Origin of the sequence: Micromonospora sp. WMMD558, from assembly GCF_049315255.1 — a bacterium.
GTDB lineage: Bacteria > Actinomycetota > Actinomycetes > Mycobacteriales > Micromonosporaceae > Micromonospora.
Map to the genome: position 1 here is coordinate 39,702 of NZ_CP186061.1, position 18,748 is coordinate 58,449.

Here is an 18,748-nt window from a genome sequence, read left to right on the forward strand (position 1 = left end):
CTCACGCGGCCCCGTCGGCCCGGCGCGTCGGCCGGGGTGCCCGCCAGGCGCGTCGGGCGGGGTCTTCCGACTCCATGCCGGCGGCATCGGGTCGATCACGCGGTGTAGACGCTCGGGGCGCCGGGGCGCAGGGCGCGGGCGACCGCGTCGGCGAGCGGCGCGAGGTCCGCCTCGTCGAGCGTGCTGACGGTCAGCCGGACGGCGGGGTCGGCACCGATCCGGTAGAGCGCACCGGGGGCCACCGCCCAGCCCGCGTCCCGCAGGGCGGTCACGGTGCTCGTCTCGTCGGCCACCGGCAGCCACACGTTGATCCCGGTGCGCCCCCGGGCCGCCACCCCGCGCGCCGCCAGCTCGGCGATCAGGCCGGCGCGGCGCCGCTCGTAGCTGTCGCCGGCGCGGGCCACCAGCGCGGCCACCGACGCGTCGGACCACAGGTCGAGGACCAGCCGTTGCAGGATGGTGGACACCCAGCCGGCGCCGGCGCGCATCCGCCCGGCGACCCGGGCCACCGTCGCCTCGTCGCCGGCCAGCACCGCGAGCCGCAGGTCCGGCCCGTACGGCTTGCTGACCGAACGGACGAACGCCCAGCTCGGGGTCGCGCCGGCGAGCGGGTGCAGCGGGACGGGGGCCAGCTCGGCGGCGTGGTCGTCCTCGATCAGCAACAGGTCGGACCGGCCGGCGAGCAGCGCCCGCAGCCGCCCGGCCCGCTCGGCGGAGAGCGCGGCGCCGGTCGGGTTCTGCGCGCGGCTCGTGACGACCAGCGCCCGGGCGCCGAGGGCCAGTGCGGCGGCGACGCCCGCCTCGGTGGGCCCGTCGTCGTCGACCGGCACGCCGATCGGCCGCAGCCCCAGCGCGGCGACCAGGTCGAGCAGGTTGGCCCAGCCAGGGTCCTCCACCGCGACCGCGTCGCCGGGGCGCAGGTGGGCACCGAGCAGGCGCTCGATCCCGTCCAGCGCACCGCCGGTGACGGTGATCTCGGTGACCGGCACCCCGTCCGCGGCGAGCCGCTCCCGGGCCGCGTCGGCGAGCGCGGGCAGCACCGCGCTGCTCGCGTACCCGGAGGGTGGGCCCAGGTGCGTGGCGAGCGCGGCCAGGTGCGGGCCGAGCGGCGGCAGCATTCGGGGGTCGGGCTGGCCGAGCGCGAGGTCGCGGACCCCGGGCGCGGGCGGCGGCAGCAGGGTCGAGCGGCCACCGGCCACCGGCGGGCGGGGCCGGACGCGCGTGCCGTGCCGGCCGGCGGTGACGATCAGGCCCCGCTGGCGGAGCTCCTGGTAGGCCCGCGCGACGGTGGCCGGGCTGACCGCCAGCTCGGCGGCGAGCGCCCGGACGGCGGGCAGGGCGGCCCCGGCGGCGAGGACTCCGGAACGGATGCCGGATTCGACGCTGGCCGAAATCGCGGCCGACGTCTTCCCGGCGATCTGGTAACGTGCTGACACAGTCCAGGAATTGTACTAGCACGAAGGCTGGATGTCACATGTACGCTGCCACCCCCCGCACCACCGCGACCCGCTCCCGGGACCTGATGAGCTACGACCCGGAGGCCGCCCACGCCGTGCTCGACGAGGCGTACGACTGCGCGCTCGCGTTCACCGTCGACGGGGAGCCGCGGGTGCTGCCGACTCTCCACGTCCGCGTCGGAGACACGCTCTACCTGCACGGTTCGACCGGCAGCCGGCCGCTGCTCGCGGCGCGGGGCGAGGGCCTCCCGGTGTGTGTGGCGGTGACGCTGCTCGACGGGCTGGTCTACGGCCGCTCCCAGTTCCACCACAGCGCCAACTACCGGTCGGTGGTCGCGCACGGCACCGCCCACCTGGTCACCGACGCCGACGAGAAGGCCCGCGTGCTGACCGCGCTGGTCGAGAAGGTGGGGCGGGGCCGCAGCACCGAGAGCCGTCCACCGAACCGGCGCGAGCTTGCCGAGACCGCCGTCCTGGCGCTGCCGCTGCGGGAGGTGTCGGTCCGGTCCCGCACCGGCGGGGTCCGTGACGAGCCGGCCGACCTCGACCTGCCGCACTGGGCCGGGGTGGTGCCGCTGCGGCTGACCGCCGGGGTTCCCGAGCCGGACGCCGGGGTGACCGCGCCCGTGCCGGCGTACCTGCGGGCGGCCCGCTCGCCCTGGCACGAGCCGGTGTCGATGCGGGGGCAGCACGTGGTGCTGGAGCCCCTCGACCTCATCCACGCCGGGGAGTTGTTCGCCGCGACCGCCGACCCGGAGGTCTGGCGGCATCTCGGCGGGTACCAACCGGCCGACGCCGGTGAGATGGCGGCCGTCGTCCGGGCGTACCTCGCCGCACGGCAGCACGGCGAGCGGGTGCCGTGGGTGCAGCGCTGCGCGGCCACGGGTGCGGTGATCGGCACCACGTCCTACTACGAGGTCGACCCGGAGCGGCGATCGGTCGCCATCGGGTACACCTGGCTCGGCCGACCGTGGTGGCGCACCGGCGTCAACACCGAGGCGAAGCTGCTGCTGCTGACCCGCGCCTTCGAGGGACTGGGCGCCGTCCGGGTGGTGTGGCACACCGACATCCGCAACGAGCGTTCGCAGCGGGCCATCGAGCGTCTCGGCGCGACGCGGGAGGCCGTGCTGCGGATGCACAAGCAGCGTGCCGACGGCTCCTGGCGGGACACGGTGCAGTACGCGATGACCGTCGATCAGTGGCCAACCGCACAGGTCAGGCTGCGGGAAAGGCTTCGCCCGGCGGTGCCCGCGGCGTCATGATGTCCGGCGTGCTGGGGATCACCGACATCTGGACGTACGTGCTGGGCACCGTGGCGATCGTTCTGCTGCCCGGCCCCAACTCGCTCTTCGTGCTCTCCACCGCGGCGCGGCGGGGCGTGGGGGCGGGTTACCGGGCGGCGACCGGTGTCTTCGTGGGTGACGGGGTGCTGATGTTCCTCTCCGCCGCCGGCGTGGCGTCGCTGCTGAAGGCGTACCCGCCGCTCTTCCTGGTGATCAAGTACGCGGGCGCGGCCTACCTGGGCTACGTGGGGTTGACGATGCTGCGCGGGGCCTGGCGGCGCTGGCGTACGCGCAACGACCCGCACGCCCCACGGCTCATCGACGCGGCCGACCCGGCGGCGATGCGCAGCCCGTTCCGCAAGGCTCTCGTGATCAGCCTGCTCAACCCGAAGGCGATCCTGTTCTTCGTTTCGTTCTTCATCCAGTTCGTCGACCCGGCGTACGCGTGGCCGGCGTTGTCGTTCCTGCTGCTCGGGTTGATCGCGCAGGTCACCAGCGCGCTCTACCTCACCGCGCTGATCTTCGCGGGCACGTTCCTGGCCGTCCAGTTCCGTCGCCGGCGCCGCCTCGCCGCGGGTGCGACCACCGGCGTCGGCGCCCTCTTCCTGGGCTTCAGCGTCAAGCTCGCCACCGCCAGCGGCTGACCCACCCGGGCGGTCACGTGCCGTCGCCGCCCCCGCCGCCGATGCCGCCGCCGCCGGCCGTGCCGCCAAGACCGAAACCGGGATGGACGGGCTCGTCGGGCGGGCGGCTGACGTGGGCGGATTCGGTGATGTTCGCGGACCAGTCGGCGTGCGCCGCCGCGGCGGCATGCCGGTTGATCGCCAGGCGCAGCCACCCGTCGACGGTCGACACCCAGTCGCGCTGGTCGGCGCCGGCGTGCCAGATCCGGAAGCGGCTGATGCTCTGGTGGGTGATCCCGGCCAGGGCCAGCCTCCGGTCGCACCAGAGCAGCACCTCCAGGCCGGCCGAGTTCGTCACGAAGATCACCTCCAGTTCGGTGATCGGTCCGGCGTACAGCGGTGCGACCCAGTAGCCCAGCCGCTGGTGCAGCGGGAGGGCCTGCTCGACGCCGGGGAGCCGGCTGTCGACCAGCCCGGCCTGGCGCATCCGGAACCCGAGCGTGTCCAGGGCACCCAGGATGTGCGCCTGCGCGGGCAGCGGGTGCACGAAGACCGGCACCATCGCGCCCTGGTCGAGTTGCGGCTCGATCGCCACCTCGGTCCGCAGACCCATCCGCATGCTGAGGATCGGCACCCCGCCGAAGATCGTCACCGGGGTCTCCCACGGCATCGGGAACGCGAAGGGGATGCTCCGGGCCCGCCCGGCGCGCAGCGCGAAGGCGTCGGCCACCTGCGCCTGGTGGAACTGCACGAGGCGGCGGGGGCCCTCCGGGTCCTCCGGCTCGGCGGTGGCGACCAGGCCGAGCCGGACGTGCAGCACCGGCACGTCGGTGGAGCCGGCGCTGACGAGCACCCGCCCCGGCAGTGGCAGCCCGGGTCGGGTGCTCGGGTTGGCCAGCGCGGTCCGGACGGTCAGCCCCGTCCAGCCCGACTCCGGCGACACCCCCGTCAGCCGCAACGCCACTCCCCCGATCCCGGCGTCGACGTGCCGGGCGGACACCCGGCACCCGCGGCCGGGTCCGGAAGCGGCCGCGGGGCCGGCGGCGCGGACGCCGGCCGACCCCGCTTACCCCTCCGGGCCGGTTTCACAAGTGTCGGCCAGCAGCACCTGCGGAACCGGCCCCGGGTCTCACCGCAACCGTCGTCCGCGCGGCACCGGGTCGGTCTCGTCGTCGAACTCGCCGATGACCTCCTCGAGCAGGTCCTCCAGCGCGACGAAGCCGATCGGGCGGGCCGGCCCGCCGCCGTTGCGGACGAGCGCCAGCTGCGACTGCCGTGCCCGCATCGCCGCCACCGCCTCGGTCACCGAAGCGGACGCGGGCAGGGTGAAGGCGGCGGTCATCAACTCACCGGCGGTGGCCTCCGGGCGGGCCGCCGTGGCGCGTACCGCCTCGCGGACGTGCACCAGGCCGCAGACGTCCCCGGCCTCGTCCAGCACGGCCAGGCGCGAGCGGCCGCTGTCCCGGCTGACCTGCTCGATCCGGTTGGCGTCGTCGCCGCGGCGGACGGTGACCATCCGGTCGAACGGCTCCATGATCTGGGCCACCGTGGTGCCCTGCAGCTCCAGCATGCTGGTCAGCAGCTCGTGCTGCTCGGCGCCGAGGAGGCCGTGCTCACGGGACTGCTCGAGCAGGATGCGCAGCTCGTCCGGGCCGTGCACCTGGGCGAGCTGATCCTGCGGGTTGACCTTGACCAGCCGAAGGATGCCGTTGGCCACGGCGTTCAGGGCCGACAGCACCGGCCGGGCGACCCAGGCGAAGGCCCGGAACGGCAGCGCCAGGAGCGTCGCCGACCGCTCGGCGTCGGTGATGGCCCATGACTTCGGCGCCATCTCGCCGACCACCAGGTGCAGGAACGTCACCAGGCTGAGCGCGAAGATCAACGCGATGGCGTGGCTGGCCGCGTCGGGCAGGCCCACGGCGTGCAGCAGCGGGCTGAGCAGGTGTTCGATCGCCGGTTCGGCGAGCGCACCGAGGCCCAGGGTGCACAGGGTGATGCCCAGCTGCGCGCCGGCGAGCATGAGCGACAGCTCCCGTACACCGTCGAGGGCGGCCCTCGCGGCGCGGCTGCCGCCGACGGCGGCCTGCTCCAGGCGGTACCGCTTGCTCGCCACCAGGGCGAACTCGGCGGCCACGAAGAACCCGTTCAGCGCGAGCAGGACCACCGAGGTGAAGAGGGCGACGCCGGGGCTCACGCGGTCACCTCCTGGCGGCCGCCCGGCTCCAGCAGGCGGAGCCGGACCGAGTCGGCGACGTGCCGGTCGACGGCGAGCACCTCGACCAGGGCCCGCGTGCCGACGGCGGTCTCGTCGCCGTCCATGGGCAGGGTGACCTCCAGCCGGTCGCCGACCTCGGGCACCCGGCCCAACTCGCGCATGACCAGGCCGGAGAGGGTGTCGTACTCGGGGGCCTCGGGCAGCGAGATGCCGGTGCTGTCGGCGACCTCGTCGATGCGCCAGCGGGCGGGGACCACCCACGAGCCGTCGTCCTGCCGGGTCGGCGTCCGCTCCGGCGGGTCGTCCTCGTCGCGGATCGGGCCGACCAGTTCCTCGGCGATGTCCTCCAGCGTGATCACGCCGGCGAAGCCGCCGTACTCGTCGACCACGCAGGCGAGCTGCCGGTGCCCGGACCGGAGCCGGTCCAGCACCGTCGGCAGCGGCAGGGTCTCCGGCACCAGCAGCGGGGGTACGGCCACCGCGCTCACCGGGGTGGTGGCGCGGCGCTCCAGCGGTACGCCGAGCACGTCGGCGATGCCGATGACGCCGACCACGTCGTCGACGCCCTCGGCGCCCCGGACGGGGAACCGGGAGCGGCCGGTGTCCAGCAGCTCCACGACCCGGCTGACCGGCTCGTGGGCGCGGACGGTGTGCACGTCGACCCGGGGCACCATGGCCTCACCCGCGGTGAGCTGCCGGAAGTCCAGCCCGCGGTCGAGCAGGGTGGACATCTCGGCGGTCAGGCGCCCCTCCTCGCGGGACTCGGCGATGATCTGTTCCAGGTCCTCCGGGGTTGCGCCGCTGGGCAGCTCCTCGATGGGCTCGATGCCGACCCGGCGGAGCAGCCGCACGGCGGAGCGGTCGAAGAGCTTGATCAACGGCCCGGCGATCTTCATGTACATGAGGGTGGAGCCGGCGAGCGCCCGCGCGAGCGGCTCGGCACGGGCGATGGCGAGGTTCTTCGGGGCCAGCTCGCCGAGCACCATCTGCACGACGGTGGCGATGAGCAGGGCCAGCGCCACGGACAGCGGCAGGCTCACCGCCTCCGAGACCCCGGCCACGCCGAGCAGGTCGGCCAGGCCCGCGCCCAGGTACGGCTCGGCGACGTAACCGACCAGCAGCGCGGTGACGGTGATGCCCAGCTGGGCGCCGGAGAGCATGAAGGAGAGCCGGCCGGTCACCTCGAGGGCCCGGGCGGCGGCCTTGTCGCCGCTGTCGGCACGCTGCTTGAGCCTGCCGCGGTCCACGGCGACGTAACCGAACTCCTGCGCCACGAAATAGCCCGTGGCCGCGGTGAGGACGATGATGAGGAGAAGACCGACGACGATCAGCACGGGTGGCTCAGGGCTCCCGTACGGGTCGGGGTCAGGGAATGCCGGGCGCGACCCGGCTGGCTACTGCTGCCCTCCTGGGCAGAAGAGTCGATCATGCCATCCATTTTATCGGCATCGGCTGCACGTCCGCTGTGGGTACGCCCGTACGACCCCGCTCCCCAGTTGCTCCGGTCCCGGGACAGGACGTCTCTCGTATGACCTGAAACGCCCTGTCCCGGTACGACCCTGATTAGGGGGTTTCGTGGAGCATTGCTACCAATGTGACTGACCGAACTCCTGGACACCCCAGTAGTACAGGCGCGCACTCTCCAGGCAGTCCTCCTCCTCGTTGCTGGATAGCGGCCAGCAAAGGTTCGCCATGTCATACCACATGGTGTGATCGATGACGTTTCTGTTGCCCCAATTTCCATGATTGCGGTAACCGAAGTCATGGCGCTGGCATGGCCGGTGGAAGAAGGCGTTGTCGTAGTCCCCCATGATGAAGTCGTACTCGAAGCTGCAGCCGTTGTCCTCCCAGATGAAGTCGTACTCGCCGTAACCCGAGGGATTATTCTTGGCCGCGGACCATTCCTCCTGGCTCCTGCTGGTAGGGGCGGTGAAGTGATCGTACAAAGCGGGCTTCGATCGCTTGGCCACGAAGGAGACCGTCGAACTCATCGTGCTGCCCGAGGCATTCACCGCCTCGACCTTGATCGCATACCGTTCGCCCCCATTGAAGTACGGCGTACTGTTGTAGGTATCGCCACCCCAATAGCCTGACGACCAGCCACCATTTCGGTTCTCGTTGAGGTACCAGATTCGGTAGAAAACCGACTTGGTGTTCGTGCTGCCATCCCAGTCGATGCCGGCCCAGCCGGCCATCTTGTCTGAAGACAGCCAGGTAGTCACCGTCACGTTCCGCGGTGCGTTGGGGATTGGGGGCATCGGCTTGGCGGTCGCGGTGCCACTCGGTGCGCTGTCCCCCGACAGGTTCGTCGCCCGTACCCGGAAGTTGTATGTGATCCCGTTCGTGAGGTAGCCAGCCACGAAGGCGCAACACGAGGTGACAGGCAGATCCACCCGCGTCCATGTGGTTGACGAGCTCGGCTTGTACTCCACGAGGTAGAACACGTTCGCGGTCGGACTCTTCGTCCAATTCAACGTGACCTTGCCGTCGCCGGCCGTCGCCGTGAGTCCCGAAGGCGCCTGCGGAAACGGTGGCATCGGCCGGGCCGAGGCGACGTTGCTCGGCGAGCTGTCGCCTGCCTGGTTGGTGGCGCGGACGCGGAACTCATAGGTGGTGCCGTTGGCGAGGTATCCAGCGACGAAGGAACAGCAGTTGGTGACCGGCAACTTGACCCTCGTCCAGTTGGCGGCTCCGTAGGTCCGATACTCGACCAGGTAGTAGACGTTGGCGGTCGGGCTCGCCGTCCAGTTCAAGGTCACCTTGCCGTCGCCGGCGCTCGCGGTCAAACCGGAGGGTGCTTGCGGGAACGGCGGTAGTGGAGTCGCCGCGGCGATGTTGGTCGTCGGCGACTGGCCGGCGATGTTGCTGGCGGCCACCTTGAACTCGTAGCGGTGCCCGTTGGTGAGGTAGCCGGCGGTCATCGTGCAGCACTCGGTCACCGGCAACGCCACCTTCTGCCAGGGCTGCCCGGCCGTGGTGTCTCGGAGGTAGACGTCGTAGAAGACACCGGACGTCGGACTGGACGTCCAACGCAGTACGACCTTGCCGTCGCCAGCGGTGGCAGTGAGGCCCGACGGCGCGCCTGGGACCGGCGGCAGGGGCTTCGCATTGACCGCCGCCGTGGCCGTGGACTCGCCAGCGCCGTTGATCGCGGTGATCTTGAATTGGTAGGTGTCGCCGTTGGCGAGGTAGCCGGCGGTCATCGTGCAGCAGGTGGTGACCGGAGCGGCCACCTTCTGCCAGGACTGGCCAGCGCTGGCATTGCGCAGGTAGACCTGGTACCAGGAGCCGGCGGTCGGGCTGGCCGTCCAGTTCAGCGTCACCTTGCCGTCGCCGGGGACCGCACTCAGGTTGGTCGGTGCCTGCGGCACCCCACCGACCGCGCTGACCTGGATGGTCGCGGAGGCCGGCCCTTCGCCGCCCTGGCTCTCCGCGGTCACCTTGAACTCGTAGAGGTGCCCGTCGGAGAGGAAGCCGCGGGTCGCCGTGGTGCCGTCATTGGGGTAGGTGGACTTGGTGAAGGCGGTTTCCCCGGCGGTGACGTCACGCTGGTAGACCCAGTACATGAGACCCGGCCCCGGGGCGTCCCAGTTCAACTCGATGGTGCCGGAGCCGGCCGGCTGGCCACGCAGGTTGGTGGGTGCGCTAGGACGGGGCTGGTTGCTTGTCGCTGAGGCCACGGTGCTGGTGGGGCCCTCGCCGCCGGAGCTGATCGCGGCGACCTTGAACTCGTACGAGTGACCGTTGCTGAGGTAGCCGGCCGTCATCGTGCAGCAGGTGGTGACCGGGGTGGGCAGCTTGGTGAAGTTGCTCTCGCCAGCGGTGACATCCCGGAGATAGACCTGGTACCACAGGTCCGGCCCGGGAGCCGTCCACGTCAACTTGATGGTTCCGTCGACCTGGGAGGTCGCGGTCAGCCCGGTGGGTGCCGGCGGCAGCGGCGCGGTCGGGGTGACCTGGACGACGTTGCTCGCCGCGCTCTCCCCGCCCGGGCCGCTGGCGGTGACCTTGAACTCGTATCGGTGGCCGTTGACGAGGTACCCGGCCGTCATCGTGCAGCACGTGGTGACCGGCAGCGCCAGCGGCGTGAACACGGTCTCGCCGGCTGTCACGTCCCGCATGTACACCTGGTGCCAGTTGTCGCCGCTGCCGTCCCAGGTCAGCACCGCCTGGCCGTTACCGCCGGTGGCCACCAGGTTGGTCGGCGCCGCGGGAGGCGCGATGTCTGCCGTCGCGCTGGCCACCGGGGATGTCGGGGATTCTCCGGCGTCGCTGAGGGCGCTGACCTTGTACTCGTACGTGTGGCCGTCGACGAGGTCGCCGGCGGTCATGGTGCAGCACGTGGTTACCGGCCATGCCAGCTTGGTGAAAGCTGCCTCGCCGGCGGTGACGTCCCGCTGGTACACCAGGAACCAGACGTCCGATTGGGACTGCTGCCACGTCAGCTTGATGCTCCCATCCGCCTGCGCGGCGGCGGTGAGGGCGGTGGGGGTCGCTGGCAGCGGGCGCTCCGCCGTCGCCGACGCCACGACCGACGGATCGGATTCGCCGCCCTTGCCGATCGCCGTCACCTTGTACTCGTACGTATGCCCGTCGGCGAGGCCGCCAGCCGTCATCGTGCAGCAGGAGTTGACGGGCCACTCCAGCTTGGTGAACTCGGTCTCGCCGGCGGTCACGTCACGCTGGTAGACGTAGAACCAGTCCACCGTGCTCACGTGGTTCCACCGCAGCTCGATGTCCCCGTTGCCCTGAGCGGTGGCGGTAAGACTGGTCGGCGTCGTGGGCTTGCGGTAGAAGGCGGTCGCGGTGACCTCGGAAGATCGAGCTGACTCACCCCCGCCGTGTACGGCGACGACCTGGAATGCGTACTGGTGGTCGTGCTCCAGCCCGTTGAGGGTGAAGGTCGTGTCCTGGGGCGAGTGGTCGTAGTCCCGCGTCGCCTCGGTCTCCCCCGTGGTCACGTCCCGGCGGTACACCTCGTACCGCCACACGTGGGGTACGGCGTTCCAGTTCAGCGTGATGGCGCCCGAATCGTCGGCCGTGGCGGTGAGACCGGTCGGGGTCGCGGGCGGCCCGATGGAGACCGTCGTGGTTGCGACGGCGGACAGCGGCCCGGTGCCCGAGGCGTTGCGCGCTCCGACGCGGAACTCGTAGGTGTGGCCGGTCTTGTAGAAGACGTTGAGATCGGTTGACGTCTGGGTGATCCCCGTGGACACCCGCACGAAGTGAGTCTGCCCCGCCGTCACGTCCCGCTGGTGCACCTCGTAGGTCAGGCCGGTGCCGGCCGGAGCCTGCCAGCTCAGACTGATCGTGCCGCTGCTGTCGGCCTGCACCGCCAGCCCGGTCGGCGCAGCGGGCACCGTGTCGGGATCGGGTACCGGCCGGGGCCAGTCCACCTCGACGAAGCGGGGCCGGTAGTTCCGCACGTCGGCGTACACGGCGTCGGGGACCAGGCTGTTGACGTTGTATGAGACCAGCAGCTTGCCGGAGCGGGCCAGCTCGGGGTGCAGCTTGGAGTCGTAGACGATGCTGCCCGCCACGTCGGCGGGCTCGGGCGCGGTGAACAGGGGAAGCGGACCGGTGAACGGACCCGTCGGCGAGCTGGCGGTGTACGCGACGAAGTCGGCGGAGAAGATGACGTTGCTCTCCTGGGTCACCAGTACGTAGCTGCCGCCGACCTTCTGCACCGCGAATCCGGCGCCCACCCCCGACAGCAGCCGGGCGGAGTCACCCGCGGCATTGGACCAGCCGCTGCCGGTCCAGAACTGCCAGGTGCCGGAGAGCCCGCCGGTCGGCACCCGGGCGAGATGAGCGAAGCGCATCTGGTCGACGTCCTCGGCGCCGTAGATGTAGGTGTACGCGCCGTCCTCCAGGACCGCCGAGCCCCAGGCGACCCGGTTGCCGTAGCCCCGGTCGGCGATGCTGCGAACGGTCAGGGCCGGCAGATCGAATGTGACCACGGCGCTGTCGAGCAGGGCGAAGTCGAGCGGGCCGGTGCCCGTGCTCTTCATCCGCTGGTACACCACCCGCAGCGCGTCGCCCTCGACGGTCCCGTCGCCGACCCAGTACTTGTCGGCACTACCGTCGGTCGGGCGGACCAGCGAGGTGGGCGCCGCGCTCGTGCCCCCGTGGAGGGTCTGGACGAGATCCGCGCCATCCTGCAGCACCACGGAGTTGTTCACCATCGGCGTGTTCGTCGGCAACGTGTGGTCGCCGTTGACGGTGCCGACGAGGGTGTCGGAGAAGAACCAGGCGTTGCGGCCGTCGGGCAACGGAATCGAGACCGTGCTGTCACCGCTCGTCCACTTGCCACCGGTATCGCCATACGAGTTGAACTCGGCGTTCAAAGCTTCGGCTGTCATCCCGCCGGCCGGCAGGGCGGCCAGCGCGGGCCGCGGTGGGACGCCGACCAGACCGCTCAGCGTCACCAGACCGACCAGCGCGGCGGCCAGATGGGACCGCAGCGACCAACGTCTCTTCATTTGTGCCTCCCCCGTTCAGGTGGGCACATCGTCACAGCGGTCGATATCGTCGGCAAGGGACGTTCGGATGTAGAAGCGATCCGCGCGGATCTTCAGTTGAGCGGGCAAAGTTGATATTGGCGTGGTAGCGGGCGGCTGGCGTCGACGCCGGCCCGCCCGAGACCGACGGCGTCGAGCTGCGCCTTGACGTGGTTCGCCGAGGCGAGGTAGCCGGGCCGGCCGTACGCCCCGTTGCCGCCGTTGGCATTGGCGATGGACTGGAACTGGGCCAGGTGTGCCTTGACGTTGGCCAGCGGGATGTCCGGGGCGGCGACGGCGGCCTGCGCCGGCGCGGGGTCGGGGTCCGTGGGCGCGGCGGCGGCCGACGGCGCGGTCACGGCCGTCAGCGCCGCTGCGGCCAGGGCGGCCAGCCAGCCGGAGCGCGGGGTACGGGGTCTCATGGCTCCTCCCGGTCGGGGTACCGGTCACGCCGGTGGGCGCGACCGCACGGTCCGGCCATCAATCGATGACCATCACTGCGCAGGTGCAGTGGGACCGTACAGCCGGCAAGACGCAAACCGTCGGATTCGCCACCCAGCCGCAATTGCGACGCGCCGGACGACGGCGTCAGTGCGGGGCCGGTCCGTCCTGGTCGTCGCTCTCGACCCGGGCCCGGTCCAGGCGGCGGGTGCGGTAGGCCGCCCGGCCGATCATCTGGGCCGCCACCGGGGCGGTGGCGAGCTGGAAGAGCCCGACCAGCGCGATCATCCCCAGGTCGGACGGGGACCGCAGGCGCAACGCCACCCCGGTGAGGAGAAGCAGCACCCCGAGCGTCTGCGGCTTGGTGGCGGCGTGCATCCGGTCCAGCACGTCGGGGAAGCGCAGCACCCCGATCCCGGCGGCCAGGCTGAGCAGGGCGCCGGCCACCAGCAGAACGGCGGCGAGCCAGTCGGCGACGGCCCCCACCATCAGCGATCCTCCCGGACGGCGAAGCGGACCAGCGACACCGAGCCGACGAAGCCCAGCAGCGACAGCACCACCAGCACCGGCAGCGTCGTGGCGTGCCGGTTCACCGCCGCCTCGGCGCCGACCGCGCCGACCATCGTCGCCAGCAGCATGTCCACGGCCACCACCCGGTCCAGCAGGGACGGTCCCCGGTAGAGCCGGACCAGCGCCAGCAGCGCGGTGACCGAGAACAGGACGGTCAGGACGACGGCGAGGACGACGATCATCGGGTACCCCTCTCGACGGGACGGTCCAGCCGGCGCACCTCGGCGGCGGAGCCGAGGGCCCGCACGATCCGCCGCTCGACGACGCGCACGCGCTCCTTGTTCTCGGCGAGTTCCCGCCGACCGTGGGTGTCCAGCACGTGGACGTGGAGCACACCGGCCTCCCGGTCCACGTCGAGGACCAGGGTGCCGGGCACCAGCGACACCACCTCCGCGGTGAGGGCCAGGTTCAGGTCGCTCGGCACGCGCAGCCGTACCGTGACGATGGCGCTGTGCGGGCGGTGGCCGGGCAGCACCGCCAGCGCGCCCACCCGGAGACTGGCGGCCACCAGGTCGCCCAACGTCCGGAGCACCAGCGCCAGCAGCGGGCCGGGGCGGACGCGCCCGCCGAACGTGACCGGCGGCAAGGGGAAGAACACCAGCACCACGCCGGACACCAGCAGCCCGCCGAGCAGGTTACCCCAGGAGAAGTCGCCCCACAGCAGGTTCCAGACCAGCACCAGCCAGCCGTACGCGATCAACTGGTCCCGCCACCGCTTCGCGCGACCGCGCGGCGGGTCCGGCGTACCGTGCCGGGCGGTCACGGCGGGCCCTCCGGGAACACGGCCCGCACGTACGGCGTGCGCGCGAGCAGGTCGGTGGCGGCGTCCACGGTGACCGCGAAGAGCGGGCCGGCGCCCACGGTCAGCGTCAGACCGAGCGCGACGAGGGCGACGGTCGCCCCGAGCATCAGCGCCGGCAGGCGCCCCGGCGGCTCGGCGGTAGCCAGCCGCGGCGCCCGCCAGAAGGCGATGTTCCACACCCGCGACGCCACGTAGAGGGTCAGCAGGCTGGTCACCGCCCCGGCGGCGACCAGCGCGCCGGGTAGGACACGGCCGGTCGCCACTCCCGCCTGGAAGAGTCCGAGCTTGCCCAGGAACCCGGAGAACGGCGGAATGCCGGCCAGGTTCATCGCGGAGACGAAGAAGAGCACCGCGACCAGCGGCGCGACCCGCGACAGCCCACCGATCCGGCGCAGGTCGGTGCTGCCGGCCCGCACCTCGACGAGCCCTGCGACGAGGAACAGGGTGGTCTGGATGGTGATGTGGTGCACCACGTAGAAGATCGCGCCGGAGAGCCCGGCGACGGTACTCAGCGCCACTCCGAAGATCATGAAGCCGATGTGGCTGACCAGCGTGAACGAGAAGAGCCGCTTCATGTCGGACTGGGCGACCGCGCCGAGGATGCCGACCAGCATCGTCGCCCCGGCCACCAGCATCAGCAGGACTGCCACCCGACCGCCGGGGAAGAGCAGCGTCTCGGTCCGGATGATCGCGTACACGCCGACCTTGGTGAGCAGGCCGGCGAAGACGGCGGTGACCGGGGCCGGGGCGGTCGGGTAGCTGTCCGGCAGCCAGGCCGACAGCGGGAAGACCGCCGCCTTGACGCCGAACGCCAGCAGCAACAGCAGCTGGAGGCTCAGCCGTACGCCGTCGGGCAGCGCGTCCAGGCGCGACGCGAGCTGGGCCATGTTGACCGTGCCGGTGGCCGCGTACACGAGGCCGAGGGCGGTCAGGAAGGTCAACGACGACAGGATGCTGACCACCACGTACGTGGAGCCGGTGCGGATCCGCGTCTCCGTGCCGCCGAGCGTGATCAGCACGAAGCTCGCCGCGAGGAGGATCTCGAAGCCGACGAAGAGGTTGAACAGGTCTCCGGCGAGGAACGCGTTGGTCACGCCGGCCGTCAGCACCAGGTAGGTCGGGTGGAAGATGGCGACCGGCGCCTTCTCGCCGGCCTCCCCCTGGCCCTGCCCGATCGAGTAGAGCAGCACGCACAGCGTCACCGCGGCGGAGACCACCAGCATCAGCGCGGCCAACTGGTCGGCGATCAGCACGATCCCCACCGGGGCCGGCCACCCGCCGACCTGCACCACCGACGGCCCCTCCCGGTACGCGTGCACGAGCAGCACCAGCGCCACCGCCAGCGTGGCGGCGAGGCAGGTGACGCTGACCGCCCGCTGCGCACGGGGCCAACCGGCCACCAGCAGGGCCAGCGCGGCGCCGAGCAGCGGCACCACCACCGGCAGCGCCACCAGGCGGCTCACCGCACCCTCCCGGCGTACCCGGTCATCAGTGACCGTCCGCGTCGCCGGCCCGCCGGCGGTGTGCCGGCCCCGGGTCCACCTGCTCCGGGTCCGAGTCCGGGCCCTCGCCGCCCAGGTCGGCGGTGGCCGCCTCGTTGCGCTCGGCCTGCCGCACGATCTGCCGGTCCTCGATGTCGTCGGGAACCTCGTCGTCCCCGGTGAGGTACCAGCTGCGGTAGCTGACGGCCAGCAGGAACGCGGTCAGGCCGAAGGTGATGACGATGGCGGTCAGCACCATGGCCTGCGGCAGCGCGTCGCTCATCGCGCCGGTGGGTGCGGTGCCGGCCAGGGGCGCGGCCCCGGGCCGGCCGCCGAGCAGGATGAGCAGGTTGACGCCGTTGCCGAGCAGGATGACCCCGAGCAGGATCCGGGTCAGGCTGCGTTCCAGCAGCAGCGTCACCCCGCAGGCGACGAGCACGCCGACGGCGAGGACGAGCGCCAGCGGGGACCCCGCGTCGGCCGATGTCACGTCCCCTCCCCGGTGCGGTCCACGGCCAGGCCGCCGTCGGCGCGTCCGGCCGCCTCGATGTGCCGGTCCACCTCCGCACCGAAACTGCGCAGGATGTCCAGCGCCAGCCCCACCACCACGAGGTAGACGCCGACGTCGAAGAAGATCGAGGTGACCACGTGGAGATCGCCGACCAGTGGCAGCGACAGGTCGATCTTCGTGCTGGTCAGCACCGGCGCGCCGGTGAGCAGGGCGACCACGCCGGTGCCGACCGAGACGGCGAGCCCGGCGCCGAGCACCGTGCCGGCACCGACCGGCGCGGCCTCGGCCAGCTCGTACCGCCCGCCCGCGAGATAGCGCACCACGAGGGCCAGGCCCGCCACCAGACCGCCGGCGAAGCCGCCGCCCGGCGCGTTGTGCCCGGAGACGAGCAGGAACAGCGAGAAGAGCACCACGGTGTGGAAGATCAGCCGGGTGACCACCTCCAGCACGATCACGCGACGCCGCTCGGTGAGGGTGGGTCCACCGCGCAGCCACACCGGCCGTTCCGACGGTCCGGGGCGCCTCGCCGCCTCCGGGCGCCGGGGCCGGGGGCCGGTGCGGGATCGCTGGAAGACCAGGCTGGCCACTCCGGTCGCGGCCACGACCAGCACCGCGAGTTCGCCCATCGTGTCCCAGGCGCGGATGTCCACCAGGGTCACGTTGACCACGTTCCGCCCGTAGCCCTCGGCCACCGCCAGGTCCGGGAACGCGTCGGAGATGGTGGGGGCGGTCCGGGCACCTCCGGCGGCCAGGGCGAGACCGGCCGCCACCACGCCGACGGCCAGGCCGATCGCGCGGCGTACCCAGCGGCTCCGCCGCAGCGGCCGGGCCGAGAACCGTTGCGGCAGCCGGCGCAGCACCAGCACGAAGATCGCGATGGTGGCGGTCTCGACGAGGAACTGGGTCAGCGCCAGGTCCGGTGCCCCGTACAGCACGAAGAGCAGTGCGCTGCCGTAGCCGGTCACGCCCACCAGCAGCATCGCGGTGAGCCGCCGCCGCGCGCCCACCGCGAGCACCGCCGCGACGGCGATCACCGTCACCACGACCACCTGCAGCGGGTTGTCCCACCAGGTGATCGGTTCCTGCCACGGGCGGGCCGTCAGCAGCGCCCCGCCCGGTACGAGGACGAGCGCGACCAGGATGGTGCCGAGGTACTGCGGCAGCGACCCGCGCTGGGTGACGGCCGTGACCTCGACCGCGAGCCGGTCGAACCGGCGGGTGATCCACTCGTACCCCTGATTGCCGCTGACCGGCACGTGCAGCCGCGCCAGCACCGGGGCGAGCGGACCGCGCAACGCGAACAGCGCCGCGCCGCCGGCCACGGCGACCGCGGAGAGACCCAGTGCCGGGCTGAGGCCGTGCCACAGCGCCAGGTCCTTGGCCACCGGGCCGAACAGCTCGGCGTACGGGCGCAGCACGTGGTCGAGCACGCCGGCGGCGGGACCGGCGACCAACCCCGCCCCGGCGAGCAGGGCGGGCGGGGCGAGCAGTGGCACGCTGATCCGGCCGATGTCGGTGGGCGCGACCCCGGGCCGGCCGCCGAAGGCGCCCCACACGAACCGGGCGCTGTACGCGACGGTCAGCGCGGAGCCGGCGACCAGCGCGGCGAGCACCACCGGGCGGTCGAGGAACGCGGCGAGGACCGCCTCCTTGGCCACGAACCCGACCAGCGGCGGCAGGCCGGCCATCGACGCGGCGGCGAGCACCGCGACGGCGGTCAGCATCGGTTCCCGGCGTCCGAGGCCGGACAGTTCACGCAGGTCCCGGGTGCCGGCGCCGTGGTCGACGATGCCCACCACGAGGAAGAGCGCCGCCTTGAACAGGGCGTGCGCGAGCAGCATCGCCGTGCCGGCCAGCGCAGCGTCCGGCGTGCCCGCGCCGACCACCACGACGAGCAGGCCGAGCTGGCTCACCGTCCCGTACGCCAGCAGCAGCTTCAGGTCGGTCTGCCGCAGCGCCGCCCAGCCGCCGACGACCATGGTGGCCAGGCCGGCGAGCGTGACCACCGGGCGCCACGGCCCGGCCGTGGCCAGCACCGGCGCGAGCAGCCCGATCAGGTAGACGCCCGCCTTCACCATCGCGGCGGCGTGCAGGTACGCGCTGACCGGCGTCGGCGCGGCCATCGCCACCGGCAGCCAGGACGTGAAGGGCAGCACGGCCGACTTGGCCAGCGCCCCGACCAGGACCAGCGACACCGCCGTCACCAGGTACGTCCCACCCGGCAGCGCCGCGGTGGCCAGCTCCGACCAGCGGTAGGTCCCGGCGCGGGTGCCGAGCATGACGAACCCCACCAGCATGGCCAGGCCGCCGAGCGTGGTGACGGTCAGCGCCTGGGCTGCCGCCCAGCGGCTGGAGCGGCGCTCGGTGCTGTGCCCGATCAGCAGGTACGAGAAGATCGTCGTCAGTTCCCAGCAGACGTAGAGCAGCAGCAGGTCGTCGGCGAGGACCAGGCCGAGCATCGCGCCGGCGAAGGCCACCAGGACGGCCACGAAGCGGGCCAGCCCGAGTGCGCCCGGCGCGAAGTACCGGCCGCTGTAGACCAGCACCAACGCCCCGACGCCGCCGACGAGCAGGGTCATCAGCCAGGACAGAGTGGTCACCCGCAGCGCCACCTCGATCCCGAGCTGGCGGATCCACGGGTACGTCTCGACGACCGCTGCCCCGTCGGCGACCGCCGGCGTACGGGCCAGCGCCCAGCCGAAGGCGGCTGCCGGAGCGAGGGCGAGGAGGTAGCACGCGCGCGGCCCCCACCACCGGACGAGCGGCGCCGCGGCGAGCGCCGCCACGAGGTGGAGGATCAGCAGTACGAGCACCCGCACTCCCCGTCGAGGTGGCGGCGGCACGCCGGGCCGCACCGCGCGGGCC

13 protein-coding genes and 1 pseudogene are annotated in these 18,748 nt (G+C 72.3%); 2 read left to right on the top strand and 12 right to left on the bottom strand.

All coding sequences use genetic code 11. The features are described from left to right. Positions 1-95: 95 nt before the first annotated feature. Positions 96-1,436: an aminotransferase class I/II-fold pyridoxal phosphate-dependent enzyme gene (locus ACN26Y_RS00225; RefSeq protein ID WP_155333491.1), complete on the bottom strand. Its 1,341-nt coding sequence runs from the start codon at positions 1,434-1,436 to the stop codon at positions 96-98. Positions 1,437-1,474: 38 nt separating this feature from the next. Here ACN26Y_RS00225 and ACN26Y_RS00230 point away from each other — a divergent pair, with 38 nt between their 5' ends. Together ACN26Y_RS00230 and leuE are read left to right on the top strand one after the other, a co-directional pair. Beyond that, positions 1,475-2,719 carry a bifunctional pyridoxamine 5'-phosphate oxidase family protein/GNAT family N-acetyltransferase gene (locus ACN26Y_RS00230; protein ID WP_422734047.1) on the top strand — a complete coding sequence of 415 codons (1,245 nt, stop codon included), beginning with the start codon at positions 1,475-1,477 and terminating at the stop codon, positions 2,717-2,719. Beyond that, positions 2,716-3,384: a leucine efflux protein LeuE gene (gene leuE, locus ACN26Y_RS00235; RefSeq protein ID WP_366597918.1), complete on the top strand. Its 669-nt coding sequence runs from the start codon at positions 2,716-2,718 to the stop codon at positions 3,382-3,384. The genes ACN26Y_RS00230 and leuE overlap by 4 nt, the downstream gene beginning before the upstream one ends. A 13-nt stretch (positions 3,385-3,397) precedes the next feature. Here leuE and ACN26Y_RS00240 read toward each other — a convergent pair whose 3' ends face one another. The 11 genes and pseudogenes from ACN26Y_RS00240 to ACN26Y_RS00290 all read right to left on the bottom strand — a co-directional run bounded on the left by ACN26Y_RS00240 (position 3,398) and on the right by ACN26Y_RS00290 (position 18,696). Next, positions 3,398-4,321, bottom strand: a complete 924-nt coding sequence (locus tag ACN26Y_RS00240; protein WP_155334365.1) for a sporulation protein — start codon at positions 4,319-4,321, stop codon at positions 3,398-3,400. A gap of 171 nt (positions 4,322-4,492) precedes the next feature. Next, positions 4,493-5,557 (bottom strand): hemolysin family protein, encoded by a 1,065-nt coding sequence (locus ACN26Y_RS00245; protein ID WP_155333493.1) that lies wholly within the window; start codon positions 5,555-5,557, stop codon positions 4,493-4,495. Beyond that, positions 5,554-6,912, bottom strand: coding sequence for a hemolysin family protein (locus tag ACN26Y_RS00250; RefSeq protein ID WP_155333494.1), 1,359 nt, complete (start codon positions 6,910-6,912; stop codon positions 5,554-5,556). Before ACN26Y_RS00250 ends, ACN26Y_RS00245 begins: the two co-directional genes overlap by 4 nt. 252 nt (positions 6,913-7,164) lie before the next feature. Beyond that, positions 7,165-12,060 (bottom strand): phospholipase A2, encoded by a 4,896-nt coding sequence (locus ACN26Y_RS00255; protein ID WP_422734048.1) that lies wholly within the window; start codon positions 12,058-12,060, stop codon positions 7,165-7,167. Positions 12,061-12,221: 161 nt separating this feature from the next. Beyond that, a pseudogene (locus tag ACN26Y_RS00260) lies at positions 12,222-12,500 on the bottom strand (aminopeptidase); the annotation flags it as partial. Between the two features lie 166 nt (positions 12,501-12,666). Next, on the bottom strand, positions 12,667-13,008 hold the full coding sequence (gene mnhG / locus ACN26Y_RS00265) for a monovalent cation/H(+) antiporter subunit G (protein ID WP_196255747.1): 342 nt from the start codon (positions 13,006-13,008) through the stop codon (positions 12,667-12,669). Further along, positions 13,008-13,271: a monovalent cation/H+ antiporter complex subunit F gene (locus tag ACN26Y_RS00270; RefSeq protein WP_155333496.1), complete on the bottom strand. Its 264-nt coding sequence runs from the start codon at positions 13,269-13,271 to the stop codon at positions 13,008-13,010. The genes mnhG and ACN26Y_RS00270 overlap by 1 nt, the downstream gene beginning before the upstream one ends. After that, positions 13,268-13,852 (bottom strand): Na+/H+ antiporter subunit E, encoded by a 585-nt coding sequence (locus ACN26Y_RS00275; protein WP_422734049.1) that lies wholly within the window; start codon positions 13,850-13,852, stop codon positions 13,268-13,270. The genes ACN26Y_RS00270 and ACN26Y_RS00275 overlap by 4 nt, the downstream gene beginning before the upstream one ends. After that, on the bottom strand, positions 13,849-15,354 hold the full coding sequence (locus ACN26Y_RS00280; RefSeq protein ID WP_422734050.1) for a Na+/H+ antiporter subunit D: 1,506 nt from the start codon (positions 15,352-15,354) through the stop codon (positions 13,849-13,851). The genes ACN26Y_RS00275 and ACN26Y_RS00280 overlap by 4 nt, the downstream gene beginning before the upstream one ends. Before the next feature lie 25 nt (positions 15,355-15,379). Then, positions 15,380-15,862 carry a Na(+)/H(+) antiporter subunit C gene (locus tag ACN26Y_RS00285; RefSeq protein ID WP_422734051.1) on the bottom strand — a complete coding sequence of 161 codons (483 nt, stop codon included), beginning with the start codon at positions 15,860-15,862 and terminating at the stop codon, positions 15,380-15,382. Then, positions 15,859-18,696, bottom strand: coding sequence for a Na+/H+ antiporter subunit A (locus ACN26Y_RS00290; RefSeq protein WP_155333500.1), 2,838 nt, complete (start codon positions 18,694-18,696; stop codon positions 15,859-15,861). Before ACN26Y_RS00290 ends, ACN26Y_RS00285 begins: the two co-directional genes overlap by 4 nt. Positions 18,697-18,748: the final 52 nt, after the last annotated feature.

What these genes read in the sequence shown, in the direction of transcription:
- ACN26Y_RS00255 (WP_422734048.1), bottom strand. Translation starts at nt 12,060, where the DNA reads ATGAAGAGACGTTGGTCGCTGCGGTCCCATCTGGCCGCCGCGCTGGTC.
- mnhG (WP_196255747.1), bottom strand. Translation starts at nt 13,008, where the DNA reads ATGGTGGGGGCCGTCGCCGACTGGCTCGCCGCCGTTCTGCTGGTGGCC.
- leuE (WP_366597918.1), top strand. Translation starts at nt 2,716, where the DNA reads ATGATGTCCGGCGTGCTGGGGATCACCGACATCTGGACGTACGTGCTG.
- ACN26Y_RS00270 (WP_155333496.1), bottom strand. Translation starts at nt 13,271, where the DNA reads ATGATCGTCGTCCTCGCCGTCGTCCTGACCGTCCTGTTCTCGGTCACC.
- ACN26Y_RS00230 (WP_422734047.1), top strand. Translation starts at nt 1,475, where the DNA reads ATGTACGCTGCCACCCCCCGCACCACCGCGACCCGCTCCCGGGACCTG.